General features: G+C 66.1%; 29 protein-coding genes. 12 read left to right on the top strand and 17 right to left on the bottom strand.

What is annotated here, in order from left to right; all coding sequences use genetic code 11:
• Positions 1 to 35 precede the first annotated feature (35 nt).
• The 7 genes from A5760_RS16435 (at position 36) to A5760_RS16465 (ending at position 5223) form a co-directional block, all read left to right on the top strand.
• A complete protein-coding gene (locus A5760_RS16435; RefSeq protein WP_064882540.1) occupies positions 36 to 869 on the top strand; it encodes an enoyl-CoA hydratase/isomerase family protein in 834 nt (277 codons plus the stop codon).
• Positions 870 to 873: 4 nt separating this feature from the next.
• Positions 874 to 2028 (top strand): thiolase family protein, encoded by a 1155-nt coding sequence (locus A5760_RS16440; protein WP_064882542.1) that lies wholly within the window; start codon positions 874 to 876, stop codon positions 2026 to 2028.
• A 137-nt stretch (positions 2029 to 2165) separates the two neighbouring features.
• Positions 2166 to 2780, top strand: coding sequence for a TetR/AcrR family transcriptional regulator (locus tag A5760_RS16445; protein WP_064882544.1), 615 nt, complete (start codon positions 2166 to 2168; stop codon positions 2778 to 2780).
• On the top strand, positions 2777 to 3283 hold the full coding sequence (locus A5760_RS16450) for a hypothetical protein (protein ID WP_064882546.1): 507 nt from the start codon (positions 2777 to 2779) through the stop codon (positions 3281 to 3283). Before A5760_RS16445 ends, A5760_RS16450 begins: the two co-directional genes overlap by 4 nt.
• 157 nt (positions 3284 to 3440) lie before the next feature.
• Positions 3441 to 4712, top strand: coding sequence for a cytochrome P450 (locus A5760_RS16455; RefSeq protein WP_064882548.1), 1272 nt, complete (start codon positions 3441 to 3443; stop codon positions 4710 to 4712).
• On the top strand, positions 4709 to 4897 hold the full coding sequence (locus A5760_RS16460; RefSeq protein ID WP_064882550.1) for a ferredoxin: 189 nt from the start codon (positions 4709 to 4711) through the stop codon (positions 4895 to 4897). Before A5760_RS16455 ends, A5760_RS16460 begins: the two co-directional genes overlap by 4 nt.
• Positions 4898 to 4929: 32 nt before the next feature.
• Positions 4930 to 5223 carry a DUF1330 domain-containing protein gene (locus A5760_RS16465; RefSeq protein ID WP_064882552.1) on the top strand — a complete coding sequence of 98 codons (294 nt, stop codon included), beginning with the start codon at positions 4930 to 4932 and terminating at the stop codon, positions 5221 to 5223.
• 3 nt (positions 5224 to 5226) lie between these two features.
• On the opposite strand, the gene A5760_RS16470 is transcribed toward A5760_RS16465, so the two are convergent.
• From A5760_RS16470 to A5760_RS16500, 7 genes are all read right to left on the bottom strand, one after another.
• Positions 5227 to 5427 carry a ferredoxin gene (locus A5760_RS16470; protein WP_007777398.1) on the bottom strand — a complete coding sequence of 67 codons (201 nt, stop codon included), beginning with the start codon at positions 5425 to 5427 and terminating at the stop codon, positions 5227 to 5229.
• Between the two features lie 10 nt (positions 5428 to 5437).
• A complete protein-coding gene (locus tag A5760_RS16475) occupies positions 5438 to 6643 on the bottom strand; it encodes a cytochrome P450 (protein WP_064882553.1) in 1206 nt (401 codons plus the stop codon).
• Between the two features lie 112 nt (positions 6644 to 6755).
• The gene (locus A5760_RS16480) at positions 6756 to 7556 is read right to left on the bottom strand and encodes an NAD(P)-dependent oxidoreductase (protein ID WP_082279490.1); all 801 of its coding nucleotides are present in this window, start codon (positions 7554 to 7556) and stop codon (positions 6756 to 6758) included.
• Positions 7553 to 8368, bottom strand: a complete 816-nt coding sequence (locus A5760_RS16485; protein WP_064882557.1) for an NAD(P)-dependent oxidoreductase — start codon at positions 8366 to 8368, stop codon at positions 7553 to 7555. Before A5760_RS16485 ends, A5760_RS16480 begins: the two co-directional genes overlap by 4 nt.
• Complete coding sequence (locus tag A5760_RS16490) at positions 8368 to 9321, bottom strand: alpha/beta hydrolase (protein ID WP_064882559.1); 954 nt, start codon at positions 9319 to 9321, stop codon at positions 8368 to 8370. The genes A5760_RS16485 and A5760_RS16490 overlap by 1 nt, the downstream gene beginning before the upstream one ends.
• Positions 9318 to 10973, bottom strand: coding sequence for a thiolase C-terminal domain-containing protein (locus tag A5760_RS16495; protein WP_064882561.1), 1656 nt, complete (start codon positions 10971 to 10973; stop codon positions 9318 to 9320). The genes A5760_RS16490 and A5760_RS16495 overlap by 4 nt, the downstream gene beginning before the upstream one ends.
• Positions 10974 to 11103: 130 nt before the next feature.
• Positions 11104 to 11427: a hypothetical protein gene (locus tag A5760_RS16500; protein WP_064882562.1), complete on the bottom strand. Its 324-nt coding sequence runs from the start codon at positions 11425 to 11427 to the stop codon at positions 11104 to 11106.
• A 180-nt stretch (positions 11428 to 11607) separates the two neighbouring features.
• On the opposite strand from A5760_RS16500, the gene A5760_RS16505 reads away from it, so the two are divergent.
• The 3 genes from A5760_RS16505 to A5760_RS16515 are packed head-to-tail and all read left to right on the top strand — an operon-like array spanning position 11608 to position 14255.
• A complete protein-coding gene (locus A5760_RS16505; RefSeq protein WP_064882564.1) occupies positions 11608 to 12531 on the top strand; it encodes an NAD-dependent epimerase/dehydratase family protein in 924 nt (307 codons plus the stop codon).
• 11 nt (positions 12532 to 12542) lie between these two features.
• Positions 12543 to 13286, top strand: coding sequence for a hypothetical protein (locus A5760_RS16510; protein WP_064882566.1), 744 nt, complete (start codon positions 12543 to 12545; stop codon positions 13284 to 13286).
• A 12-nt stretch (positions 13287 to 13298) separates the two neighbouring features.
• The gene (locus A5760_RS16515) at positions 13299 to 14255 is read left to right on the top strand and encodes a TIGR03564 family F420-dependent LLM class oxidoreductase (protein WP_064882568.1); all 957 of its coding nucleotides are present in this window, start codon (positions 13299 to 13301) and stop codon (positions 14253 to 14255) included.
• Here A5760_RS16515 and A5760_RS16520 read toward each other — a convergent pair whose 3' ends face one another.
• From A5760_RS16520 to A5760_RS16530, 3 genes are read right to left on the bottom strand one after another with little or no spacing between them, the layout of a single operon-like run.
• A complete protein-coding gene (locus A5760_RS16520) occupies positions 14256 to 15431 on the bottom strand; it encodes an acyl-CoA dehydrogenase family protein (protein WP_064882570.1) in 1176 nt (391 codons plus the stop codon).
• Positions 15432 to 15458: 27 nt separating this feature from the next.
• Entirely contained in the window at positions 15459 to 15755 is a 297-nt protein-coding gene (locus tag A5760_RS16525) for a ferredoxin (protein WP_064882572.1), read from the bottom strand.
• Positions 15752 to 17056: an NADH-ubiquinone oxidoreductase-F iron-sulfur binding region domain-containing protein gene (locus A5760_RS16530; RefSeq protein WP_064882574.1), complete on the bottom strand. Its 1305-nt coding sequence runs from the start codon at positions 17054 to 17056 to the stop codon at positions 15752 to 15754. The genes A5760_RS16525 and A5760_RS16530 overlap by 4 nt, the downstream gene beginning before the upstream one ends.
• A gap of 36 nt (positions 17057 to 17092) precedes the next feature.
• On the opposite strand from A5760_RS16530, the gene A5760_RS16535 reads away from it, so the two are divergent.
• The gene (locus A5760_RS16535; protein ID WP_064882576.1) at positions 17093 to 17566 is read left to right on the top strand and encodes a hypothetical protein; all 474 of its coding nucleotides are present in this window, start codon (positions 17093 to 17095) and stop codon (positions 17564 to 17566) included.
• 5 nt (positions 17567 to 17571) lie between these two features.
• Here A5760_RS16535 and A5760_RS16540 read toward each other — a convergent pair whose 3' ends face one another.
• The 7 genes from A5760_RS16540 to A5760_RS16570 all read right to left on the bottom strand — a co-directional run bounded on the left by A5760_RS16540 (position 17572) and on the right by A5760_RS16570 (position 24092).
• Positions 17572 to 18438: an alpha/beta fold hydrolase gene (locus A5760_RS16540; RefSeq protein ID WP_064882578.1), complete on the bottom strand. Its 867-nt coding sequence runs from the start codon at positions 18436 to 18438 to the stop codon at positions 17572 to 17574.
• A gap of 15 nt (positions 18439 to 18453) precedes the next feature.
• A complete protein-coding gene (locus tag A5760_RS16545; protein ID WP_064882584.1) occupies positions 18454 to 18852 on the bottom strand; it encodes a Rieske (2Fe-2S) protein in 399 nt (132 codons plus the stop codon).
• 1 nt (position 18853) lies between these two features.
• Positions 18854 to 19999 carry an amidohydrolase family protein gene (locus A5760_RS16550; RefSeq protein WP_064882587.1) on the bottom strand — a complete coding sequence of 382 codons (1146 nt, stop codon included), beginning with the start codon at positions 19997 to 19999 and terminating at the stop codon, positions 18854 to 18856.
• A gap of 29 nt (positions 20000 to 20028) precedes the next feature.
• Positions 20029 to 21120 carry an amidohydrolase family protein gene (locus A5760_RS16555; protein WP_064882589.1) on the bottom strand — a complete coding sequence of 364 codons (1092 nt, stop codon included), beginning with the start codon at positions 21118 to 21120 and terminating at the stop codon, positions 20029 to 20031.
• 251 nt (positions 21121 to 21371) lie between these two features.
• Entirely contained in the window at positions 21372 to 22265 is an 894-nt protein-coding gene (locus tag A5760_RS16560) for an NAD(P)-dependent oxidoreductase (RefSeq protein ID WP_064882592.1), read from the bottom strand.
• Positions 22266 to 22274: 9 nt separating this feature from the next.
• Complete coding sequence (locus tag A5760_RS16565) at positions 22275 to 22655, bottom strand: carboxymuconolactone decarboxylase family protein (protein ID WP_064882594.1); 381 nt, start codon at positions 22653 to 22655, stop codon at positions 22275 to 22277.
• Between the two features lie 12 nt (positions 22656 to 22667).
• The gene (locus A5760_RS16570; RefSeq protein ID WP_064882596.1) at positions 22668 to 24092 is read right to left on the bottom strand and encodes an aldehyde dehydrogenase family protein; all 1425 of its coding nucleotides are present in this window, start codon (positions 24090 to 24092) and stop codon (positions 22668 to 22670) included.
• A 46-nt stretch (positions 24093 to 24138) separates the two neighbouring features.
• On the opposite strand from A5760_RS16570, the gene A5760_RS16575 reads away from it, so the two are divergent.
• A complete protein-coding gene (locus A5760_RS16575) occupies positions 24139 to 24783 on the top strand; it encodes a TetR/AcrR family transcriptional regulator (protein WP_064882831.1) in 645 nt (214 codons plus the stop codon).
• Positions 24784 to 24831 lie beyond the last annotated feature (48 nt).

The following is a 24831-nucleotide window of genomic DNA, read 5'->3' on the forward strand; positions in this document are numbered from 1 at the left end:
CGGCGGCATGGCGATCTGACGCTCGCTCGACGCCGATGACCACAACAGATGGCCCCGTGCTGCTCTCGGAAGACCGCGACGGGGTGCGTACCCTCACGCTCAACCGGCCAGGGCGCAAGAATGCGATCAATCCAGAATTGTGGCTCGCCCTGCGAGACGCACTCGATGCCGCCGGCCACGATCCGGGGGTGCGCGCCCTGGTGATCACCGGTGCCGGGGGCAGCTTCTGCTCCGGCGCCGACATCTCGGCTCCCGAGGACATCCACCCGAAGTACAAGTTGCAGCGCTTGACCGACGTGGCACTGGCCCTGCACGAGCTGTCGGTCCCCACGATCGCAAAGGTGACCGGGGTGGCCGTCGGGGCGGGGTGGAACCTGGCGCTGGGCTGCGACCTGGTGGTGGCCACGCCGGAATCGACGTTCTGCCAGATCTTTTCGAAGCGCGGCCTGTCGATCGACCTCGGCGGCTCCTGGCTGTTGCCGAAAATCGTCGGCCTGCAACAGGCCAAGCGTCTCGCGTTGCTGGCGGACACGATAGATGCCGAGGAGGCGTGCGCCCTCAACCTGGTGACCTGGGTGGTATCGGCCGTGGAAATCGACGACTTCGTCGCGGATCTCGCCGACCGGTTGGCCGCCGGTCCGCCGATTGCGCTGGCCCACACCAAGGCATTGCTGAACGAGGGCGCCGACCGCACCATGCGTGACGCACTGGCCAACGAGGCTCGCGCGCAGGGAGTCAACTTCGCAACGGCAGACACCGCCGCGGCCTATGCCGCTTTCGCGCAGCGGCGGGAGCCATCGTTTACTGGTCGGTGGGCCCTATCGAAATCTGGTGTGGAATCAGGTTCGGGCGAGAAGCAATCGGAGTAGAGATATGCGTGAAACAGTCATCGTCGAGGCCGTGCGTACGCCGGTGGGGAAGCGCAACGGCGCGCTGGCCGGCATGCATGCCGCCGACCTCTCCGCGGTCGTCCTGACCGAACTCATCGAACGCACCGGCATCGGTCCCGACATCATCGACGACGTGGTCTGGGGCTGCGTGTCCCAGGTGGGCGACCAGTCGAGCAACATCGGCCGCTATGCCGTCCTGGCCGCCGGTTGGCCCGAAACCATCCCCGGGACCACCGTCAACCGCGCCTGCGGGTCCAGCCAGCAGGCGCTGGACTTCGCCGTGCAGGCGGTCATGTCCGGCCAGCAGGATGTCGTCGTGGCCGGCGGGGTCGAGGTCATGAGCCGCGTTCCGCTCGGTTCGGCCCGGGCCACCGGTATGCCGTATGGCCCGAAAGTCCTTGCCCGCTATGACGATTTCTCCTTCAACCAGGGGCTGTCGGCGGAGATGATCGCCAAGAAGTGGGGATTCTCGCGCACCCGGCTCGACGAATTCTCCGTCGAATCCCACGAGCGGGCCGCCGCGGCCCTGGATGGCGGCGCGTTCACCGAGCAGATCGCACCGGTCTTCGTCGAAGGCGCCGACAACAACGTGTTCACCGCCGACGAGGGCGTGCGGCGCGGCAGCACCGTCGAAAAGCTCGGCACGCTCAAGCCGGCCTTCGCCGAAGACGGGGTGATCCACGCCGGCAACTCCTCACAGATCTCCGACGGCGCCGCCGCGCTGCTGGTGACCACCGCCGAGATGGCGGTCGAGCTGGGCCTGACCCCGATCGTGCGGTACCTGGCGGGCGCCGTGACCGGGGCGGACCCGGTGCTGATGCTCACCGGCCCCATCCCGGCCACCGAAAAGGTGCTGAGCAAGGCCGGCGTCGCGCTGTCCGACGTGGGCGTCTTCGAGGTCAACGAGGCTTTCGCGCCGGTGCCGCTGGCGTGGCTGGCCGAGACCGGGGCGGCCCCGGCCCGGATGAATCCGCTGGGCGGCGCCATCGCGTTGGGGCACCCGCTGGGCGCATCCGGCGCTGTGCTGATGACACGCATGGCACATCACATGCGCGACAACGGGATTCGTTACGGCCTGCAGACCATGTGCGAGGGCGGTGGGACCGCCAACGCCACGCTGGTGGAGCTGGTGAGCTGACGGCGGCGGCCTCACGCGCACAAAAAACTCGGCACGCGTGACCCTTGTCACAGCGGGCAAACTAACCTACTGTGTGTTCACTAGGTTGGTTTTCCCGAGTTTTTCGAGGTCGGTGCAGGTTGGTAGACGGAGTTCCGGTGCCCGTCGCGCGGCGATACGACACGCTCCTCGCCAAGGGCGAGGACCGCAAACAGCGGATTCTCGACGTCGCGCAACGGCTGCTCACCCGCAACGGCTGGCGCAGCACAACGCTCGCCCAGATCGCCGGCGAAGCCGGCGTCACCCCGGCCGGGCTGCTGCATCACTTCGAATCGAAGGAGCAGCTGCTGCACGCCGTGCTCGATGCCCGCGACCTCGATGACGACACCCATGCCGACCGGACCGGCGACCTGTTCGACCAGATCGCCGCGGTCGCGGACCGTATTCACCGGGCGCCCGAACTGGTGGGCACGTTCACGGTGCTGCTGGTCGAGAACATCCTTCCCGAGGCCCCGCTGCACGACCGCATGCTGGCCAGGCACCGGGCCGCGACCGACATCGTCGCCGATCTCATCCGTCGCGGCCAGGCCGACGGCCGGTACCGCGACGACATAGACCCCGCCGTCAAGGCAGTGGAAATCCTCGCCTTCGTCCACGGAATGGAAACCACATGGTTGCTCGATCCATCGATACCGCTATCCGAGGTGTTCAAGCAGTACGCCCAGACACTGGCGCGGGATTTCGCGCCCCCGAAGACTCGCGAGACGAGATGAGGTACCGGCTCGACGTCGTCGCCGCCACCGTCGTCGACGTGGTGAGATTCGCCGGCGGCTGGATCTTCGACCGGTCGATGGCGGGTTGGGACGTGACCGTACTGGTCGCAGACCACCCGGACGACCGGCCCCTGCAGATCATCGGCGCACAGGTGCTCGACCTCGAAGAGGCGCTGGCGTCGGTGCAATCTCGGCCCCGTCCGCAGGCCCTGGCCGCCGGGGCGGACCTGTTCGGCTGCGACGCGCGGGTGCGCCAGGGCGTGCTGCAGGCCCTCGATCACGGCGTCACCGAGGTCACGCTATGGGGGGAGAGCTGGCCGTCCGAGCTCGACGAAAGCGTCGGCCTGGTGCAACACCAGCTGAGCATGGCCGCGCAGACGTTCAAGGCCCAGGCGTTGGCGGCCGCGGCCGCACCGCCCGCCCCGATCGGTCACGTGGAGACCTTCCGCAGTGGGCTGCTGGCATGGCCCTCGGTCGCCTCCGACCTGGTCCCCGCCAGCTAGCCGACCCGGGAGCCGCGAAACCACACAGCCCGCGCGATTCGCCCGCGTTTTGACGTCGGGACTGGGGTCCGTCGTTGACGACCACCAGGCCGTGTGAAAATGTAATACTCATCCGCGAGAGGCACGTTCTCACTAGCCGAGATTCAAGGAGCAGGAGATGGCGAGCGAATTCTCCGAGTTGGACTTCTTCCGCGGCAGCGAGCTCATCGAGAACCCGTACCCCTACTACGAGGCGCTCCGCGAGCGCTGCCCCGTGACGCGGGAGAGCCATCACGACGTCACCATGATCACCGGTTGGGACGAAGCGTGCGCGGTGCTCAACGACGCCGAGACGTGGTCCTCGTGCATCTCGGTCACCGGCCCATTTCCCGGCTTTCCGGTCCCGATCGAGGGTGACGACATCACCGAGTTGATCGAGCAGCACCGCGACGAGTTGCCCTTCAGTGACCAGCTGCCCACGCTTGATCCGCCGACCCACACCAACCACCGCTCCCTGATGATGCGGCTGATCACCCCCAAGCGCCTCAAGGAGAACGAGGACGCCATGTGGGCGCTCGCCGACCAGGCGCTCGACGACTTTCTCGCGCCGGGGCGCGGCGAGTGGATCAAGGGCTTCGCGGGCCCGTTTACGCTGCTGGTCATCGCCGACCTGCTCGGAGTGCCGATGGAGGACCGCGACAAGTTCGTCAAGGGCATCGCTGAGCACGCGGGTGGCGGCATCGGGGGCACCAAGGGATCCCTGGCCCACAGCCCGCTGGAGTTCCTCTACGGCCTGTTCTCCGACTACGTGCGCGACCGCCGCAGCGAACCCCGCGACGACGTGCTGACCGGGCTGGCGACCGCGACGTTTCCCGACGGCTCGATTCCCGACGTCGAAGACGTGGCCCGCGTCGCCGCCAACGTCTTCTCCGCGGGCCAGGAGACCACTGTGCGGCTGCTGGGTGCGTCCCTGCAGACGCTGGGGGAGCGCCCCGACATCCAGGCGCAGTTACGCAAGGACCGCAGCCTCATCCCGAACTTCATCGAGGAGTCGCTGCGCCACGAGAGCCCCGTGAAGGGCGACTTCCGGATGAACCGGGTGCCCGTCAATGTCGGTGGCGTCGATCTGCCCGCCGGCACCACGGTGATGATCGTGCAGGCCGCCGCCAACCGTGATCCGCGCCGGTTCGAGGAACCCGCCACGTTCGATCCGGCCCGCAAGAACGCCCGTCAGCACATTTCGTTCGGGCGCGGCATCCACAGCTGCCCGGGCGCGCCGCTGGCGCGGGCCGAAACGCGGGTGGCGATCGAGCGTCTGCTCGACCGCACGACGGACATCAGGATCGATGAGAAGGTTCATGGGCCGGCGAATGACCGCCGGTACCAGTATGTTCCGACGTACATCCTGCGTGGCCTGACCGAACTGCACCTGGAGTTCACACTGGCATGAAAGTTTGGGTAGACGACCAGAAGTGTCGCGGTCACGGTGTATGCACGACGCTGTGCCCGGATGTGTTCAGCCTGACCGACGACGGTTACGCCGAGGCCATAGATTCCGACGTTCCAACGGAATTGGAGGCAGCGGCTCAGGAGGCAATCCAATGCTGTCCCGAGCAGGCGATCAGCCAGAAGTAACCGAATACACCGACCAGTAGGAGATTCTTTAAGTGGCAAAAGCGCCAAAGGGATATGTCATCCTGACCGAGGCGATCAAAGATCCAGAGGGCATGAAAGCCTATGCCCAAGCTGCCGGATCAGCGATGAACGGTGCCACCATTCTTGCCGTCGACACCGCGCCCAAAGTCATTGAAGGCGACTGGCACGGCGACCAGACCGTCGTGCTGGAATTCGAATCGGTGGATGCTGCTCGCGCGTGGTACGCGTCCGAGGGCTATCAAAAGGCAGCAAAACTGCGGCAGGCCGCGGCCGACTGCAACGCGGTCATCCTCTCCGGATTCTGATCGCTACTCTCCGACGATGGAGATCGCCTGCCGAGGGCATTGACGGACGGCCTCGCGCACGTCGGCCTCGTTCTCCGGGGTTACTTCTTCCTGGTGAACCGTCAGCATGTCGTCGTCGCCGAGTTCGAATATGTCGGGGTTGATGCCCATGCAGACGCCGTTGCTCTCGCAGAGTCCCCAATCGACTTCGATCTTCTTCGTCACCGTGACCCCCTTACCGAAGCACCTTGACGGGTACATTCTTCCAGCCCGCGACGTTTTGCATGTGGACGCGCTGTAAGCCGTCCCAGTCCACCTCGTAGCGCGGCATGAAATCGAGCAGCCTCTCCAGCGCGATCCTGCTCTCCATGCGGGCCAGGGCCGCGCCGAGACAACTGTGAATCCCGTATCCGAGGCCCAAGTGCTGCGCCTGGGTCTGGTCGCGCTCGATGTCGAATGTGTCGGCGTCGGTGAAGGCATCCGGATCGCGGTTCGCCGCGGCGCCGATGAGGAACACCGGCTTGCCGGGCGGAATCACGCCGCCACTGACGTGTGCCTCTTTGAGTGTGTAGCGGACGTTGTATTGCACGGGCCCCTCGTAGCGCAGCAGCTCCTCCACCGCCCCCGGGATCTTGCTGCGGTCGTCGAGCAGCTTTTGCCATTGGTCAGGATTGCGGGCGAAGATCACCGCGGCGTTGCCCACCAGCTTGGTGACGGTCTCGGCGCCCGCTCCGCCCAAAAGCGTGGCGAAGCCGGTGATTTCGATGTCATCGAGCTTGCGTGGCTGGCCGTCTTCGCCAGGGATTTCGGCCGCGATCAGCCGGCTGATCATGTCGTCCTGCGGATCCTGACGGCGCTCCTGGATCAGGCTGAAGTAGTACATCGCGGTATCGATGTTTGCTTGCACACCGGCTTCGGTGACCTCGATCTGCCCTGGTTCGCGGTGCAGGCCGGTGTCGATCCAGTGTCGCACTTGCTGGCGGTATTCTTCCGGCACCCCGGCCATCCGGGTGATGACTTCCACCGGGAACGGCCCGGAGAAGTCCTGGACCACATCGAAGTGGTCGGGATCGGCCGCGCCCAGGTACTTCTCGATCACCTCGACGACCGTTTCCTGCTGCGATTGGATAGCCCGTGGGGTGAACGCCTTATTCAGCAGGCTGCGCATGTGCCGGTGCTCCGGCGGGTCCATGAAGATGATCGATTTCTGCTCAGGAGATAGGCCCTTGCGCACCATCGCCAGGTCGCATCCACGCGCCGAGGAATACGTCTCGAAGTCCTTGAACGCTGCCGCGACGTCCTCGTGCCGGGTCAGCGCATAGAAGTCCTCTTTTTCGTCGTAATACAGCGGCGCTTCCTCGCGCATCCGTCGATATATGTCGAACGGGTTGTTGAAGTAGTCCTCGGAGAACGGGTCGAAGACGACCTTCGGTTTGGTCACTGCGTGCTCCTCATCGGCGAGGTCGGGCTGAAACCTTTACAGCGGAGTCCCTGACTGTAACGCTAACGGTAATACCTTCGTGACGAACCGGAAAGACCAAAACGCTGGCATTTCAAACCCTCTTCGCGATGTCGATGGTCTCGATGGCCTCGTCCAGCGCACCCAGACTGCTGCCCAGCTCTTCGGCGATACCACGCACGACGGCCACGTCCTTGCCCACGAAGTCACCGGCGACCTCGATGAACGACGCGACGGAACCACCCGCCGCGACGAGGTTGAGCACGCGGCTGGTCGCGCTCCCGTGCCCCAGAGCGGTCAGCAACGTCGACTCCGGCACGCCGAGCCGCTCGCCCAGCCGAATTGACTCGGCGAGCAGCCCGATCTGCGCTGCGAACAGCGCATTGTTGACGAGCTTCACCTTCTGGCCGGCACCGGTGAGCCCGACGTGCAGAACGGGATCGCCGTAGCAACCGAGCAGCGGTCGCACCCGGTCAACCGCTTGGTCGGCACCGCCCACGAACAGCGTCAGCCGGCCCGCGGCGATGTCGTGCGGGCCTCCGCTGACCGCGGCGTCGAGGACGTCAACACCGTTGGCGCGCGCGGCAATAGCCTCGACGGTGTTCGGGTTCGCGGTGGTATGTACCACCAGCACCGAACCGGGCTGCATGGTGGGCAGCAGTGCGGTGTCCAGGCAGACATCCCGCAGCTGTTGGTCGGAGAACACGCAGAGCACCACCGCATCGGCGTCCGCGCCGGCCTCGGCCGCCTCGTTGACCGCCCGCGCGCCCAGTTGCTCGAGTTCGCGGCGCTTTTCGACGGTCCGGCCCAGCACGTGGACATCGTGACCGGCCGCCACCAGACGGCTTAGCATGGGGCGACCCATCCGCCCCGCGCCGATGAATCCGACCCTCACCGTGGGTGGTCCATCAGGGCCAGCGCCGCGTCGGCCGCATCGAGCACGGCTCCGCCGTTCGCCCCGACCCGGCCGGCGAGGTCGACCACCAGCCGGACGTCCTTCTGCAGCAGCCCTCCCGCGACACCGGCCAGCCGATCCAACCCACCGATTCCGCCGAGGGCGTTGAGCGCGAAGCTGTTTCCACTACTGCGGGAGACCACCTCGGTGAGACGGTCGGGCTCGACGCCCAGCTCCTTGGCTAATGACAGGGCGGCGGCCGCAGTAGCCAGGTTGGCGGTGAACAACAGGTTGTTGAGCAGCTTCGTGGTTTGTCCGGAACCCAGCTCACCGAGGTGAACGACCGGATCGGCATAGGTTTCGAAGACCGGACGACAGCGCTCGACGACGTCGGTCTCGCCGCCGACCATCACCAGCAGCCGGCCCTCGGCCGCCGCGCCTCCACCTCCGCTCACCGGCGCGTCGATGACGGAAACGCCTTGCGGGGCGGCCCTGTTCGCAAGCTCCCGGCAGGTGTTCGGGTGCACCGTGCTGTGCACGGCGATGACGCTGCCGGGTTGCATCGTCGTCAATAATCCGTTTTCGCCGCAGGCGAGCTCGTCGATGTCGGCATCGCCGATCACGCAGAGGCAGACCAGATCACTGGCCGCGGCCAGTTCGGCCGGAGACCCGGCGACTTTCGCCGGGGTGTCGGCGAACGCCTCGAGGGCCTCCGGTCGGCGCGCCCACAGCGTGGTGGGGTACCCGCCCTCGGCAATCCGCCGCGCCATGGGCCCGCCCTGGCTGCCCAAGCCGATGAATCCGACGCGCATTACCCCGCCTCCTCGTCCGCCGAGCGTGACGCTGCAGTCACGTTGGGGCTCGAAAGTGACCGGGGCGTCATATTCGAGGAGCCGTCTGGGCGCGAGGCCGCCTCCGCCACGCATTCCCGCACGAAATCAAGGACTTTCGAGTGGTAGTCGGGGGCGGCGTGACTCAGGCTGATGTTGTGCCCGGCGTCCGGCTGGCGATGCACGATGAACCGCGGCGCTCCGGCGAACAGGGCACCGATCTCGGCCACCGCTGCGTCGTCGGTCTGCCAGACCTTTTCGTGCTCGGCGATGCTGAAGTGCACTGGGACGCGCACGGCGGGTGCGAGCTCCGGAAAAGTCTGTCGCGCCCAGTCCGACACCATCTGGTCCTCGTAAGACGGAGCCGACGGTGAAACCCTGGCGCCGCCGAGGACCTCGGGCGGATAGAGTTCCTCTGGGCTCCAGAGTAATTCGCGCATGCCCGATGGGCGGCGTTCGCGGGTAGCGGTTTTCAGTATTTCCTTGGCCGCGGGGTGGTAGTGCCGACCGGTACCGGCCAGTTCGATGCCGAGCAGATCGGCGCCGCGCTCGTCGGCGGCCAACCGTATCGTCAGCTCGCAGCCGCCCGAATGGCCCCAGACGAATACGCCTGCGCCACGCGGTCGTTCGCCGAGGATACGATCGACAGCACCGTAAGCCAGGTTGACGCGCTGCTCGCCGGAGACCATCGCTTCTGGATAGGGCGCCGAGCTGCCATAGCCGGGCCGATCGAGGGCCACCACGGTGAATCCAGCTGCCGCGCCGGTCCGGGCGAGGGAATAGGACGGATGGCCCGGGCAGTCGAAATACGTTGCGGTGGTTCCGCCCCCGTGAATCGCCACAATCACGGCCTTGGGGTCGTCGACTTCGGCGACCAACGCCGACATCGGTACCCCGTCCGCGATCACGAGCCGCGGGCGGGGAGCCGCGCTCATGCGTCGGCCCGCAGCAAAAGCACGCCGCTGGGAGTGAGGCCGCCGCTGCTGACCACACCGACGCGGGCATCGGCGACCTGGCGGTCACCGGCCTCGCCGCGAAGCTGCGTGATCGCCTCGTGCATCAGTCCCATGCCGTGTGTGCGGCCGTGCGAGAGTTGGCCGCCGTGGGTGTTGAGCGGCAACAGGCCGTCGCGCGCAATGTTCTTGCCGCCGTCCAGGAATTCCTTGGACTCGCCGATACCGCAGAAACCCAGCGCCTCGATCCAGGACAGGCAGTTGAAGGAAAAGCCGTCGTAGAGCTCGGCGACGTCGACGTCGGCGGGCCGCAGCGAGGTACGCGTCCACACGTGCGCCGCCTGGCCCAGCACCTGCGGCTCGTGGGTGAGAGTGCTTTGGTCCCAATCGAGTCGCTCGACGATCTGCGTGCCCACCGCTTCCACCAGCACCGGCGGCTTGGCCAGGTCGCGGGCGGCGTCGACGGCCGAGACGATGACGGCGATGGCGCCGTCGCACGGCACGTCGCAGTCGTACAGCCCGAACGGCGTGGTGATGGGCCGCGCGTGGAGATAGTCGTCCATCGTCATCGGCGTCCGGTAGATGGCGGTCGGGTTGAGTTCGGCGTTGGCGCGCTGGTTCAACGCGATCCAGCCCAGCGTTTCCCTGGTGGTGCCGTACCGGTGAAAGTGCCGCTGCGCGTTCATCGCCAACGTGTGCGCCGCCGACGTCGCGCCGAATGGCATCTGCCAGCCCGACATTCGGCCCATCGACGGGGTGATCTTGCCCTGCTTCATCAGCTCGCCGTTGGTCGCTTCCCACAGCGTGCGGAAGCACAGCACGTGACGCGCTAGCCCGCCGGCGACCGCGAGCATCGCGGCGATCACCGAGCCACCCGGGCCGAATGTCTCCATGGCGCCGTTGTGCCATGTCGGTCGAATACCGAGCGCGCCCTCGAGGGCCGTGGTGCCGCCCTCCCCGAAGCCGCCTACATTGATCGCGCCGGGGTAGGTGGACAGGCCGTCGATGTCGGCGTAGGTCAGGCCGGCGTCGGCGATGGCCGCTTCGCACGCCTGCACCGTCAGCGCCAGCGGCAGCTGCATCAATCGGCGTCCGATCGGCGACGCACCGATCCCGGTCAGCGCGACCTTGTCCTCGAACTTCTCGGCGGTCAGCATCGGTCGGACGTGTTCGCCGAACCGTTCCGGCGCGATCTCATCGACCGGCAGGGGAGCGGACTGCCCGTCGGCACTCGGCTTGAACAGCGGAAACCACACGTCCTCGACCTGCTCGAAGACGACCTCGACCTGCTGGCCGAGTTCGAGCTGATCGGGTTCGCACTCGACGATGTTCGTGGTCAACCGGACGCGGGGGTCCTCGGCGATCGCCACCTGCGCGATCACGTAGGGCGCCGGCAGCCCGGGCAGGCTGAATCGCTCGTTGATGGTGAATCCGGCGAGCGTCGCCCGGCCGGAGACCTCCCGGACGCCCACATCGAGCGAGCGGCAGTATCGGCACACCGGCGCCGGTGGATGGATCAGCGAGTCGCAGGCCCTGCATTCCTGCAGCCGTAGCTTTCCGTCGGCACCCGAGGTCCAGAAAAACTCGTTCTCCTGCGTGACCTGGGGCAATGGGCGGCCCGGTGCTGCTGACACGTCACCTCCGGAAGTCGCACGGCCGGCTCGGTAGGGCCATTATGCAAATCGGAGAATTACGTTATCACTCCAGGCAGGTGGGATCCAGACGGCGCAGGTAGTGCTGGTAATGCATGTCAGGCGCCCGCCGTCAGTACGGCACCCAGACGCCGGCGAAATAGGCGCCCCATTGATGAAAGCCGACGCTCCACATCGGGGCGTTCGGTGACCACCAAGGCCGAGGCGGTGGCGGCGGTGGCACGTCCTGTGCCGCGAATGACGGCGCGTATGCCGGCGGAGCGCTGTACCACGGCGGCGGCGCCGGAAGCGGTTTGCACTCCCACGTCGAGACATTGAACGACATGTTGGGATCGCACTGCGCCGAGCTGACCGCCGGCGTCGCGATCGTCGCGACAGTCATCGGCACGAAGGCGACCGCGATGGCAGCGGTCAGACGACCAATTAACCACCTCATGGTGGGCCTCCCGGTTGGGGCCATTGCGACCCCGGCTGGTGTCAGTTTATTCCGTCGATACCGGCGCGACCAGATGAAACATTCGACGCGACGCCGAGCCCGGCTGCTCGTGGCGTTTCGTGTCGGACGGGAGTTATGCTCGCGGGCGCGGTATCAAGTACTTAACATTCGGAGGGCTGGTTGCTCGACGCAGAGAAGATCCTGATCACCGGTGCGACGGGCAAGATCGCGTTCCCGATCGCGCGTGCCCTGGCGGCGGCGGGAAACGAGGTGTGGGGCGCTGCGCGCCTGAAAGATCCCGCGGCCCGGCAAAAACTAGCGGACGCCGGGATCAAGCCCGTGGCGCTGGATATCAGCGCCGGCGACTTCTCAGCCCTCCCGGACGATTTCACCTACGTCTTTCATGCGGCCGTAGACCCGGGCACCGACGACTGGAACCGCTGCGTTGAAACGAACGCTCAAAACTCGGGCGAATTGCTCCACCACTGCCGCGCCGCAAAGGGTTTCGTCTTCTGCTCCACCGGCTCGATCTACGCCTACCAGGGTCAGCGACCGCTGACCGAGGCAGATCCGCCGGGGGCGCCGCTGCGGGCGAACTACAGCTTCTCCAAGGTTGCCGCGGAAGCGGTGTGTACCTGGGTCGCCAAGCGCTACCAGGTTCCGCTCACCATCATCAGGATCTGTTCGACGTACGGCCCCCAGGGCGGTGCGCCCAGCGACCGCCTCGATGCGATGTTGGCGGGCAAGCCTATTCGGCTGCATCCCGACAAGCCCAACAATTACAACCCCATCTATGAAGACGACTACGTGGAGCTGGGCATCCGCGCGATGGAAGTCGCCGCGGTACCGCCGGTCGTGGTGAACTGGGCCGGCAGCGAAACGGTCAGCGTCGAAGAGTACTGCGCGTTCATGGGTGAACTGGTGGGTGTCGAACCGATCTTCGAGTACACGCCCGAGGCGCACACGCCGCTGTGGCCGGACGTCACCCACATGCACGACGTGCTCGGGCGCACCAAGGTGTCCTGGCGCGAGGGCTTCCGGCGCATGGTCGCGACCCGCCATCCCGAAATCACGCTGCCCAAACATGATTCGACGAGATCCTGAGGACTGACGCTATGCATCTTCCCGGCACGCCATCGGACGAGGTCACCGAGATTCTCGCCACCGGGGCTGGCGAGATCGCCACGTTGTTCGTCTCCATGGCGCTCCGGCACCCCGACGGGAAGGACGCCGAGTACCTACGCTGGCACAGCCTGGACCACCGCCCGGAGCAACACCGGCTGGCCGCGGTGCGCGCGTCGTTGCGCCTGGTGTCCACGCCGGCCTGCCGCGCCGCACGCGCGCTCAGCGGGGGGCCCTTGGACGCGGTCGACCACGTGATGACGTACTTCTTCACCGACACGGCCGGACTGCAGGATTTCAATGAGCTGTCAACGGCATTGGGCAATGCCGGCCGCAAACTCCCGCTGCTGCCACCGGTCGAGCGCGGCGTGTACGAGGTGCAACGCAAGGCGGCCGCGCCGCGCGCCAGGGTCGGGTCGGACGTCCTGCCCTGGCTGCCCGTGCGGGGCGCGTTCGTGTTGGTCGAGCGGGGATCGGCATCGCCGGACCCGCTGGTGGAGGTCGACGGTGTCGCCGGTGTCTGGTCCGCGTTGTCGCGCCGGGTCGACGCCAGCCTGGCCAGTGCCCGAGAGAACCAGACGATCACCTACTGCTTCCTCGATGACGATCCCATAGCCACCGCCGAACGGCTGAGACCGGTGCTCAAGGCCCGCTGGGCCGAGTCGGACATCGAACCGCTTTTCGCCGCACCATTTTTCGCGGTCGTTCCATACGAGTGGGATCGGTATGTGCCATAGGGGAGGGGTCGCGTGCGCATCGACTTGATGGTTGGCTCCGACAAGGAGCGCTCGCGCGCTGATCGGCTTGCCGGGCTGATAGACGACGGTGTCGCGGCCGAAGGCGACGGATTCACCGCGTTTTGGATGCCGCAGGTCCCCGGCTACCTCGACGCCATGACCGCCGTGGCCCTGCTCGGGCAGGCCACCGGTCGCATCGAGATCGGAACGGCCGTCGTTCCGATTCAGACTCGCCACCCGATGATCATGGCGCAGCAAGCCTTGACCACCCAGGTGGCGTGCGGCGGGCGGTTCACGCTCGGCATCGGGCCCTCGCATCACTGGATCGTCAACTCGCAACTGGGCTTGCCCTATGATCGCCCGGCGCGGTTGATACGCGACTATCTCGCCGTGCTCGACGCGTCCTTTGCGGGACCGGGGACTGTCGACGTCGACAACGAAAACTATTGCGTCCATTCGCCGGTCGATGTCACGGATGCGTTCGAGATGCCGGTGCTGTTATCGGCGCTCGGGCCGACAATGCTGCAACTCGCCGGCGAGCGGGCCGGTGGCACCATCCTCTGGATGGCGGACGAGCGGGCAATCGGAGACCACGTCGTTCCGCGCATCGCTGCGGCGGCCGACCGGGCCGGGCGGGCCGCGCCGCGGATCGTTGCCGGCGTTCCCGTAGCGCTCTGCTCGGACGGTGAGATCGAGGATGCTCGCGCCTACGCCAGCGAGGTGTTGGGGCACGCCGATTTCTCGCCGAACTACGTGCGGCTGCTGCAGCACGGTGACGCCGAAGACGTCGGCGACACCATGGCGGCCGGCGACGAGACGGCCGTCCTGGATCGGTTGCGCCGCTATCGGGACGCGGGCGTCACCGACCTGGCGGTGCGAATCGTGCCGTTGGGCAAGGACGCAACCGCACGGGCCGAATCGCGCCGTCGAACCCAGCAGTTCTTGTCGTCGCTGTGTCCGGCTCTTTGATCAGCGTGACGGCAGTCCGAGGACACGCTGGGCAATGATGTTGCGCTGAATCTCCGACGTGCCGCCCGCGATGGTGCCCGCGTAGCTGCTGATGTAGCGCGCGAACCAGCTGGCGGTGAAAAGATCGGGCGCGTAAGGGTTGTACGGGGCGGTCAGCATTTTGTCGGGTAATCCGTCGACCCCGGCCGCGTCCAGTGCGTGCCGCAGCGCGCTCTGCTCGGCCTCCGAACCGAACACCTTCAGCACGGACAACGCGGCTACATCGACTTCACCGCGGGCCGCTCGGCCCAGCGCGGCCGACCCGAGCAGCCGCAACGCGTAGTAGTCCATCACGATGGTGCCGTAGTGGTCCGCGTTCACCTCATCGGCGGGCCGGTAGTCCTCGAGCAGTTGCTCGAGCCGGTTCGCGAAGGCCATCCACATCAGGGTGCGCTCGTGGCCGAGCGAGCCGTTGGCGACCTGCCACCCGCCATTGAGCGGGCCGACCAGGTTGTCCGCGGGCACCCGGACGTCGTTGAAGAACACCTCGTTGAAGTCCAGCTCATCGGAGTCATAGACCGAGGGGAAGGGGCGACGCAGCACCCCGGGAGTGTCGGTCGGGATCAGCAGCGCGCTGATTCCCTTGTGGCGGGGAGCGTTTGGGTCCGTGCGAACGAAGGTCAGGATGACGTCGGCGTCATGGGCGCCGGAAGTCCATACCTTCTGCCCGTTGACCACGAACTCATCGCCGACCAGCTCCGCCTTCGTGCGCAGCCCGGCGAGGTCGGAGCCGGCTCCGGGTTCGCTCATTCCCAGCGACGCGGTCTTGTCGGCTCGCAGGATCGGTACGGCCCAACGTCGCTTCTGCTCCTCGGTGCCGAAGGACAACAGCGACGCCGCGATGATGCCGACGCCTTGGGGATTGAAGCAGTGATAGATCCGGCGCCGTGACAGCTCCTCGCGATGCACGAACTGCTGCAGGATGTTTGCGTTGCGGCCGCCGAATTCCGGTGGGTTGCCCGGCAGTAGCCACCCGTGCTCGAACTGGAGCCGCTGCCAGCGGCGCGACCATTCGGGCACGTGCGAGGTCGACGAAGGACGCTCCGCGGCTTGAGCCTGCGTCGGCAGGTGTTCGGCGAGGAAGTTGACGAACTCCGCGCGGAACGCCTCTACGTCGCTGTCAAAGGTGAGTTGCATGGCATGACTTTTCCGGGAGAGGACCGGTCAGCGCGTGAATCCCCACTCTGCCTCGTTCTCTTCGGTTTTGAGGTGCTCGGCCGGATCCTCGGTGTCGGCGAGTGGCGGCTGAGAAGCTCGCGAGGTGCGCTGGCCGATTTCGGTGATGGCATGCACGGGACAGTCGAGCAGCGCCCGCATGACCGCGTCGCGATCCGGCTCGGCCACCGTGCCGTCCCCGATGAGGGATGCGTACCCCCAGTCGTCCAGCGAGAAATATCCCGGAGCGTGCTTGGCGCAGATGCCGAAGCCGTCGCAAACGGTGCGGTCCAGCCGGATCTTCATGCTTGCCTCACAGGTTCCGCCTCGTAGGGACGGTCCGCGCGGAACGCGCCGGGTGTGCAGTCCGGACACGTGCCGTCGAGATGCGTACCGACTTCGTCCGGGAACTGATCGAGCAGGCTGGCGGCAATGTTGGTGGCCGCATCCAACGTGGCGCATGCGCCGCGTCCACGCAGCAGCACCGACCAACGGCGCAACCGTTCGACGTCCTCTGCCGTCGCGGCGCCGTCGCGCAGCGCCCCGGCGGCCGCGGCCATCGCCGCCGTTCCGTTGAAGCACGATCCGCATTGCCCGGCGTTTTCGCGGTCGAAGTACGCGAGCACCGATGCCGCCACCGCAACGGGGCAGTCGTCGGTGATGACCGAAATCGCGCCGCAGCCCAAACCGCTGCCGACACGTCGCATCGTCTCGTGGTCCAGGGTCGTTTCCAACACGGAGCGGTTGAGCAGACCGGCGAAGTAGCCGCCCATCAGCGCACCGCGGACCTGGTCGGCTGAAACACCATGCAAGGTAAGCAATTCGGTGAACGCCAAGCCGAGAGGGAGTTCGTAGAGCACCGGCGGCTTACCGGCCCCGGTGATGGTGGCCAGGAAGGTGCCGGGCGACAACGTCGTGCCTTGCGACCGGTAATCAGCCGAGCCGTGGCCCTGCAGGTAGGGCAGGTTCGCCAAAGTCTCGACATTGCTCACCAAGGTGGGCCGGTCGTCGACTCCCACTTCGAAGGGACGCGGCGGTTTGTCCGTCGGCTTGGCCGGGCCGCCGTTGATCGCCCGAACCGCGGCGGTCTCCTCGCCGGCGACGTATCCCGGCTGCACGGTGAGCATCTCGATCGTGACACCCAGCGCGTCGGGATCCAGTTCGCCGAGCGCGGATTCGACGCTGTGTGCCGATTCCGGGTCGGACACGTAGATGTAGGCGCGGTCAGCGGCAACGATCGTCGCGGCGAGCCGCAACCCGTCCAGGACCAGGTGAGGACGCTTGCGCAGCAGCCAGCGGTCCTTGACCGAAGCCGGTTCTCCCTCTTCGCCATTCGCGACGACGACGGGAACGCCGAGCGAGCGTCCGTTGTCGCGCACCGTCCGCAGTTTCACCGCGAGTGGAAACGCCGCACCGCCGCGCCCGACCAGGCCACTGGAATCGATTTCGCTCAGGAATTCGTCGGGGTTGGCAAGCGGGCGGTAGCCGCCGAGCTTCCGATAGGTCGCCAGATCTTCCCGGGCCTGGCCGGTGTGCTCACTCAGCAGCCGCGGCGTGCATCCGGGGAAGGTCGCGGTGGTGATGCTTGTGGACTCGGTGGTGTTCAAAGCTGGCCTGCCATCGTGTTGGTTAGGCTTGCGCACATGCGAACTGCCGTGGTGCGTGTGAACGTCGACTCGGACAGCGTGCTCACGTCCGCACAGCTACGTGACGGCATGGCGGCTCTCCTCGAACTCGCGGCCACGGCCGGTGTGGACGTGGTCGAGAACGACCTCGTGTCCATGCCCGCAATCCGCCGCGAAGTCGAACTGCTCATTGCGGCCGAAGACGGCGACACGGCCAAAGACACGGCGATCGGATTGTGCGCCAGGGCGTTCGGTGGTGCTCCCGCTCCGGGCGTGATCACGTTTGTCAGCCGGGGCACCGACGACGACGCGCACGGGGTGCTGTCCGCGTTCGGGTTGACCGGTGACATCGAGCGCACGCCCGGCGATGATGGATTCGACATCGTCCAGGTGACGCTGCGGGAGTCCGACCTCGAACGCATTCCCGAGAGCCGGGTACACACGGCGCTGGAGGCGTCGCTCAACTGTGAGGTCCACATTCGCACCGTGTAGCGCCATTACGAGCCCAGGAACTCGAGGATCGCGGGTGCCGCCTGCACCCAGGTGTCGAACATGTTGAAGTGTTGTACCCGGCCCGCGGCACGGTCTTCGGACGCGCGCTCCCAGGCGTCCTCGGGCCACGGCGGATCGACGAGCTTTGATCCCTTGATCAGGCAGCTGACTTCCAGCGACGTCCGCTTCGGGTGGTCCATGTCGTTCTCGCCCCCGCGAATGATCAACGTGGGGACCTTGATCCGGTCGAACATCTCGTCCTCGACACCCGGAATCGTCTGCCCCGGCTTGGAGACGAAGGCGTTGAGCCAGCGCAGCATCAGCTTGAGGAACTCGCCGGAGTCGAAGTCGAGGAACCGCTGCTTGTTGTTCGGGTTCTCCTCGATGCGCTCGCGCCATTCGGCCACCTTCACCACGCCGTCCATGCCGGTGCCGCGTACCGCGAGGATGCTGGGAATGATGTAGAAGGAGCCGAGCACGAAGGTGCCGTAGGTGCCACCGACGATGTTCCACACCACGAGCTTGGTGACCATCTCGGGGTAGAGCATCGTGGTCAGCATGGAATCCCTTGCCCCGCCGGAACCTCCGGCCAGAATGCAGCGCTCGAAGCCCAGGCCGGTCACCAGCTTGTGCAGCGTCTCGGCGCGCATGTGCGATTCGCTCTGCCCGTAGAACTGCACATCGGAGGCGCCACAGTTGGGCCGGTCCCACAGCAGCACCCGGTAGCCACCGGCGGCCAGGGCATCGGCCAGCGGACGCAGGCCGGGGATCTCCTTGCTGAACCGGCCACCCGGCGTCAGGGCAATGAGATCGCCGGAGTCACCGAGGATTTCGTAGACGACGTTTCCCCCGTTGATCTCGATAGAAGGCACCCGATTCTCCTGTAGTTAGGCCTGAACCAACACGTCGTTGCCGACGACGCGCACCGGATAGGTACGGATACTCCATTCGGGCTTGACCGCGGTGGTGCCCGTCGCCAGCTCGAAACCCCATTGGTGCCAGGGGCAATAGATGTATTCCAGGTCGCGCACCATGACGGAGTCACCCGGCGCGGTCTCGTCGACGATCGTGCGTCCCCGGGCTCGTCCCGAACACAGCGGGCCGCCTTGGTGCGGGCAATAGTTCGCGATGGCGTAGAAGGTGCCGTTGACGTTGTAGACGCCGACGCCGTGCCGTCCAATCGGTACCAATTTGTGTGTGCCCGGCGGGATTTCGTCTACCGTTGCGACCACATGCTCGCGGCCCTGGGCGAGACGTGGCTCGGGCCGCTTGGTTTCCTCCGTCAACTCAGAGCACCCGGGTCTGACCCTCGAGGACCGGAACGGTCTCGGGCAGGTGATAGGTCGCGATGCCGTTCTTGTACATGACCGCGTCGCGGGCGTGCTTGGGCAGGTGCTTGACCAGCCAGCGCGGGTCATCGAACGTCCAGTGCGGGTAGTCCGAGGAGAAGAGCAGGATCTTCTCGCACTCCATCCATTCCAGCGCGCGGGTCAGTTCGGTCTTGTCCTCCGGGTAGTCCAGGGGCTGGGTGGTGAACTTGATGTGGTCCTTGACGTATTCGGACGGCTTGCGCTTGATGTCGAGCCACGACTTGCGGGCGTCGTAGATCGCGTCCATGCGCCACATCAGCGGCAGGATCCAGCTGAACGCGTGCTCGACGAAGACGATCCGCAGCGTCGGGAAGCGGTCGAAGACACCGTCGAAGATCAGGCTCATCACCTGGTTGGCCGCCAGCAGGGAGTAGGTCACCATGAAGTCGTGGTTGTAGCTGGGGAACCCGACCGGCGGGATCGGCAGCTCATCGAACTGGCTGCGTGACAGGTGGCAGCTCACGGTGATGTCGTTCTTGGTGGCGGCCGCCCAGATCGGGTCGTACTTCGGGTGACCCCAGGACGGCCGCGGCTCGGCCTTGATCAGAATCTGCGCCATGAAGGGGTGTCCGGCCCAGCGTTCGATCTCGCGCACCGACTCTTCCGGTTCCTCGATGGCGATGCAGATCGACCCGCGCCACCGTTCGTGCCAGTTGTTGTGGCTGTCCAGCCAGTGATTGGCCTGCCAGTCGTTCAGCGCGGCCGACATCGCATGCTGCGCTTCAGCAATGCGTGCCGGGTAGGCCGCGGGTTCCAGGATCGCGATGTCGGAGCCGGCCTCCATGATCAGCTGGCGGAACGCCAAATCCGGGTCACTGCACGGGAACTCGCCGTTGGCGGGGAAGGAGTCCACGCGCATGGCGTAGGAGTGTGCGTAGTCCGGGGCGTCGTAGTAGATCTGCTCGCCAACGGAGCGAGTGAGGAAGTACTTGCTGCGCCACGGCTCGGGGATGTATGGGAGTAGCTCTCCGCGCTTGGGCGCCGGGTGGACATCCGAGTCGACGCAGCGGACGGCTATGCGCTCGGTAGCGGGAACCCGCTCCTGCGAATGGGTCAACGTCATCTGGCTCTCCTCAGTCTTTCGCGATACTTCTACTCTGCGCCCACGCCGGCGGGAATGTCTATGCCGTAGAGCTGCGCCGCGTTGCGCCAGCACAGCTTCTCGCGCTGCTCGGCGGACAGCGCGCTGGGCAACTTCGTGACATCACCGCACTGCCAGTGTGGATAGCTCGAGCCGAACATCACCATGTCGTCTTTACCGGTGAAGCCGAACCATTCACCGGCGAACTCGACGTCGCCGGGGCCGTCGAGGCTGCCCTGAACGAAATACACGTGACCGGGCAGGTAGTCGCTGGGAATCCGCGGGGCCCATGGTGTCTGCTCCAGGTGCGGCCGGCCGAACGTGTCCATCCGCCAGATGAACGGCGTGATGAAGTCGGCGGCGCCATCGCCCCACACGAACTTGAGGCCGTCGAACCGCTCGAAAACTCCCTCGGCGATCATGTTCATCTGGTGATACAGGTAGTTCAGCGCCATGAAGCTGACGTACTGCTCGTAGGTACGGGTGTTCCCGTTCGGCGTCGGCGGAAACGCAATACCCGAGCCGACCTCGATGTGTGCGGCGACGGGAAGCCCGGCGTCGACGGCGGCCTCCCAAATGGGCCAGAACTGCGGCTTTCCGTAGAGATCGCGGGACTGCAGCGGCACGCCGATCTGGACCACCCGCGGATGCGCGCGCCATCTCTCGATCTCGCGCAGCGCGCCGGGGATGTCGTCGGGGTTGACCCGGATGGTGCCGCGGAATCGCTCGCCGAACTCGCTGGACTCCAGCCAGTTCGACACCATCATCTCGTTGTGCGCGGCGTGTAGCGCGCTGCCCAGGTGCCGGTCCGGCATGATGCCGCGCGCCATCGGATGCAGGACCGCAACATCGACGCCACGCTTCGAAAACAGTTCATTGGCAACAAAATTCGGATCCGAACCCGGATACTGGCGGTCCGGCCCCTCGGTGTTGGGCGCGTACTCACCGCCGGGGGCGCCGTACCAGTCCATCTCGTAGTCGGGGAACCCGCGGCTCTTGAACGGTTCGCGCAGGGTCTTCCGGAGCGCCTTGTTGGAAGGGAAGAAGATGTGCACGCTCGCGTCGATCAACGGTGTGCTGGTTCCGTCAGCGTGCTTGATCACGAGAGCCACCCTTCGGCTCCGGCGGCCAAAGCCGGCCGTGCGAGGTCATATGATAGCCAATCTAACATTTTCTTCAGCGGTCCATCAATGGGTTTCCGGTAAGCATTTCGTTTAATCATCATCCCTGGTAGCGGGCGTTTTACGATCCTTTGGGCAAGTCGGGTTCTTCATTCCGGATAATACCATTCTCCGGGTTGGCGGACGGATGCGATCCGCGCCGTTCGTCACCACGAAGGCCGGCTCCCGAGGGGCTACTCCGAAGACCCACCCACCGTGACGCCGGCGGCCCGCTCGAACGGTTTGATCACCGTCGTGAAATCGGAGTCGGGCCCTTCGGCGCGGGCGAGCGCCTCCCACAGCCGGCCGACGGTCTCGGCAACCTCGGCGGGCACACCAAGCGCTCTGGCTTCGTCGAGATAAAGGCGCACATCTTTGAGCATCAGGCCCGTGGCAAAGCCGTAGTCGAAGGTGCGCGGCAGGATCGCGCGGGGGAACTTGTCGCGGCTCGCGCTCGTCGCACCCGATCCCGCATTGAGCACCTCGATCATCACGCCGGGATCCAGGCCGGCTTTTACGCCCATCACGACGACTTCCGCGGTTGCGGTCAAGACGTTTGCCGCCAGAATGTTGTTCGCCAGCTTCATCGTCTGCGCCGAGCCGGGCTTGTCGCCGACATACACCGGCCGGCCCAGTGCTTCGAGCGCGGTTCGAACGGCGTCGAATTCGTGGCGCGGGCCGGACACCATCAGCGCCAGGGTCCCCTTCTCAGCCCCGCCGACACCGCCGCTGACCGGGCTGTCCATCGCCACGATGTTGCGCTGGGCAAGCAGGCCGTGGATCTGCGCCGCCATTTGGCTGCCGACAGTGGACAAGTCGACATAGCGCTTCACCCGCGCGCCTTCGATCACTCCAGCCGGACCGGTGGCCACCGCGAGTGACGCGCCGGGTGTGGGCAGGCTGGCCATCACCGTGTCGGCGCGATCGGCGACCTCTTTGGGCGATGACGCCGGGCGTGCCCCCAGGGCGACGACGCGCTCGAGGGCCTCGTCGCGCGTGTCGAAGGCGACGACGTCATGCTTTTCATCAATGAGGCGACATGCCATGGGAAAGCCCATGTTTCCCAGCCCGATGAACCCGATGTCCACGTTGCGCCCCTAGCCCCGGTCCAGTTCGGCGAACGCCTCATTGGCGATGCGAAAGCTGTCGACGGCGGCCGGCACGCCGGCGTAGATGGCCACCTGCAGGAAGACCTCGCGGATTTCCTCACGGGTGACGCCGTTGGTCAGTGCCGCCTTGACGTGGGTGCGTAATTCGTTGGGCCGGTTGAGCACCGCGATCATCGCCAGGTTGAGCATGCTGCGGGTCTGTCGCGGGAGTTCGTCGCGGCCCCAGACGGCACCCCAGCAATATTCGGTGACGAGGTCTTGCAGGGGCCCGGTGAAGTCGTCCGCGTCGGCCAGCGCGCGGTTGACATACTCCTCACCCAGCACCTCGGAGCGGATTCGGAGCCCCCGCTGGTAGGTTTCGCGATCCAATGTTTTCCTCCTTCAGAGCCGAACGATGACGGTCTTGGTGGCGCTGAACGTGTCGAGGGCTTCATACCCCTTCTCGCGGCCATAGCCGGACTTCTGGAAGCCGCCGAACGGCAATTCCACGCCGCCGCCCGCGCCGTAGGTGTTCACATAGACCTGGCCCGCGCGGACCTGGGCCGCCAGCCGGTGCGCGCGGGAAAGGTCGGTGGTCCATACGGCGCCGAGCAGGCCGTAGGGTGTGCCGTTGGCCAACTCGATCGCCTGCTCTTCGGTGCGGAATCGGTGGACCGTCAGCACGGGACCGAAGATCTCTTCTTGGGCGATCGGCGATGCGGGGTCAGCTCCGTCGATGATGGTGGGGCAGAAGTAGGCGCCGTCGGTCAGCCTCGCGTCACGTGGAGGCTCTCCGCCGCAGAGGATTTCGCCTTCGTCGTTGTCGGCGAGCATGGTTTGGACCCGGAGCTGCTGCTTTCGGGAGATCAGCGGTCCGAGGTCGTGGTCCTCGATCCCGGGCCCAATTGTGGTCGACGTCAAACGTTGTCGGACCATGTCGACCAGGGTGTCGTGAATCGCGTCGTGCACCAGCAGACGCGATCCCGCCGAGCATGTCTGTCCGGCGTTTTGCAGAATCGCCTTCGTGATCGACTCCGCGGCGCGAGCCAGATCCGCGTCGGGAAAGACGATTTGTGGGGACTTGCCGCCCAGTTCGAGCGTCGTGGGGACCACGCGGTCGGCGGCGGCGTGAGCGACTATCGATCCGATCTGAGTCGATCCGACAAAGCCGAGGTGGTCGACATCGGGATGGGCGGTTAGCGCCGCCCCGGCTTCGGCGCCGATGCCGGTCACCACATTGAACACGCCCTGCGGCAGGCCGGCCTGCACCGCCAGAGCAGCGAATTCCACTGCCGTTCTGGGGGTTTCGTCGGCGGGCTTGACCACCGCGCAGTTACCCACCGCGATGGCGGGAGCAACCGCGCGGGCGAGCAGTTGCATCGGGTAGTTCCAGGCGATGATGTGGCCGGTCACCCCGAACGGCTCGCGTCGGGTGTACACGTGCAGATCCGTTGAGAGCGGGATGGTTTGGCCGTAGTAGGAGTCGATGGCGTGGCCGTAGAACCGGAAGTACCGCGCGGCCACGGCGGCATCGGTGCGCGCCTGGCTCAGCGGCTTTCCGGTGTCCTCGCACTCTATTCGGGCCAATCGCTCGCGGTTCTCGTCGATGACATCGGCGATCCGTGTCAGCAGGATTGCCCGGGTCTCCGGTGATGTCTCCGGCCAGCGCTTCGACGCCGCTCGCGCTGCCCGGACGGCGCGATCCACTTCGTCACTGCCGCCGCGCGCTACCGGTCCCAGGGATCGACCGGTGGCCGGATCGATGTTGTCGTACACGTCTGGCGAGGACACCGATTCGCCGTTGATGAAGGACTGCGTGGTGGTCACGGTGGCCCTGACCTCTTTCGTCGCGCCGACGGGTATCTACACGTTAATGTATATTTCCGTGGTCACGACAACCCGGCGTGGACGCCCGACGCACGCCGAAGCCAAGAAGCTGCAACAGAAGTTGCGCAAGGCGGCCGTGGCGACGTTCGTCAAGCACGGCTACGACGGCACCAGCATGGACGCGATCGCCAAGGCGGCCGGCATCACTCGGCGCACCCTCTATGCGCGCTATCCCGACAAGCGCGCGGTTTTCCTCGATGTCATTCCCTGGGCGCTCACCCGCAGGACGGAACGTGAAGAGACGCACGATGTGGACCAGGATGATCTGCGGACCGCCCTGGTCGAGGTCGGTCGGGCCGGTCTCGAGCGCGCGATCGATCCCGACATCGTGCGCCTGAAGCGCATCGCGATGAACGAATCGGCACGGTTTCCTGAATTCGCCGTCAGTGCGCACTCCATGACCTGGTCCCCGCGCCACCGGCAGGTGATGGACCTGCTCCGTCGCCACCAAGAGGCGGGGGCCATCGAGATCGATGATCTCGAGTTGGCCGCCGGCCACTTCATCGCGCTGGTCGAGCACTTGCCGGCGCGGTTGGCCGACTGCGGAATCTATCGCAGTCGTGAGGAGGACGAGCACCACCTACAGCACGCCGTCGACCTCTTCCTGCGCGCCATACTGCGCCGCGCCTGAGTCGGCGTCTCTCGAATTGGCAAGGTAAGCAACGGAACCTGTGCGAAT

The sequence above is a fragment of the Mycobacterium colombiense genome, assembly GCF_001665835.1.
Classification (GTDB): Bacteria; Actinomycetota; Actinomycetes; order Mycobacteriales; family Mycobacteriaceae; genus Mycobacterium; species Mycobacterium colombiense_A.

Excerpts from the sequence above, each read along its gene's own strand:
- A5760_RS16435 (WP_064882540.1), top strand. The coding sequence starts at position 36 with ATGACCACAACAGATGGCCCCGTGCTGCTCTCGGAAGACCGCGACGGG.
- A5760_RS16440 (WP_064882542.1), top strand. The coding sequence starts at position 874 with ATGCGTGAAACAGTCATCGTCGAGGCCGTGCGTACGCCGGTGGGGAAG.
- A5760_RS16450 (WP_064882546.1), top strand. The coding sequence starts at position 2,777 with ATGAGGTACCGGCTCGACGTCGTCGCCGCCACCGTCGTCGACGTGGTG.
- A5760_RS16455 (WP_064882548.1), top strand. The coding sequence starts at position 3,441 with ATGGCGAGCGAATTCTCCGAGTTGGACTTCTTCCGCGGCAGCGAGCTC.
- A5760_RS16460 (WP_064882550.1), top strand. The coding sequence starts at position 4,709 with ATGAAAGTTTGGGTAGACGACCAGAAGTGTCGCGGTCACGGTGTATGC.
- A5760_RS16485 (WP_064882557.1), bottom strand. The coding sequence starts at position 8,368 with ATGCGCGTCGGATTCATCGGCTTGGGCAGCCAGGGCGGGCCCATGGCG.
- A5760_RS16490 (WP_064882559.1), bottom strand. The coding sequence starts at position 9,321 with ATGAGCGCGGCTCCCCGCCCGCGGCTCGTGATCGCGGACGGGGTACCG.
- A5760_RS16500 (WP_064882562.1), bottom strand. The coding sequence starts at position 11,427 with ATGAGGTGGTTAATTGGTCGTCTGACCGCTGCCATCGCGGTCGCCTTC.
- A5760_RS16510 (WP_064882566.1), top strand. The coding sequence starts at position 12,543 with ATGCATCTTCCCGGCACGCCATCGGACGAGGTCACCGAGATTCTCGCC.
- A5760_RS16520 (WP_064882570.1), bottom strand. The coding sequence starts at position 15,431 with ATGCAACTCACCTTTGACAGCGACGTAGAGGCGTTCCGCGCGGAGTTC.
- A5760_RS16525 (WP_064882572.1), bottom strand. The coding sequence starts at position 15,755 with ATGAAGATCCGGCTGGACCGCACCGTTTGCGACGGCTTCGGCATCTGC.
- A5760_RS16535 (WP_064882576.1), top strand. The coding sequence starts at position 17,093 with ATGCGAACTGCCGTGGTGCGTGTGAACGTCGACTCGGACAGCGTGCTC.
- A5760_RS16550 (WP_064882587.1), bottom strand. The coding sequence starts at position 19,999 with ATGACGTTGACCCATTCGCAGGAGCGGGTTCCCGCTACCGAGCGCATA.
- A5760_RS16575 (WP_064882831.1), top strand. The coding sequence starts at position 24,139 with ATGTATATTTCCGTGGTCACGACAACCCGGCGTGGACGCCCGACGCAC.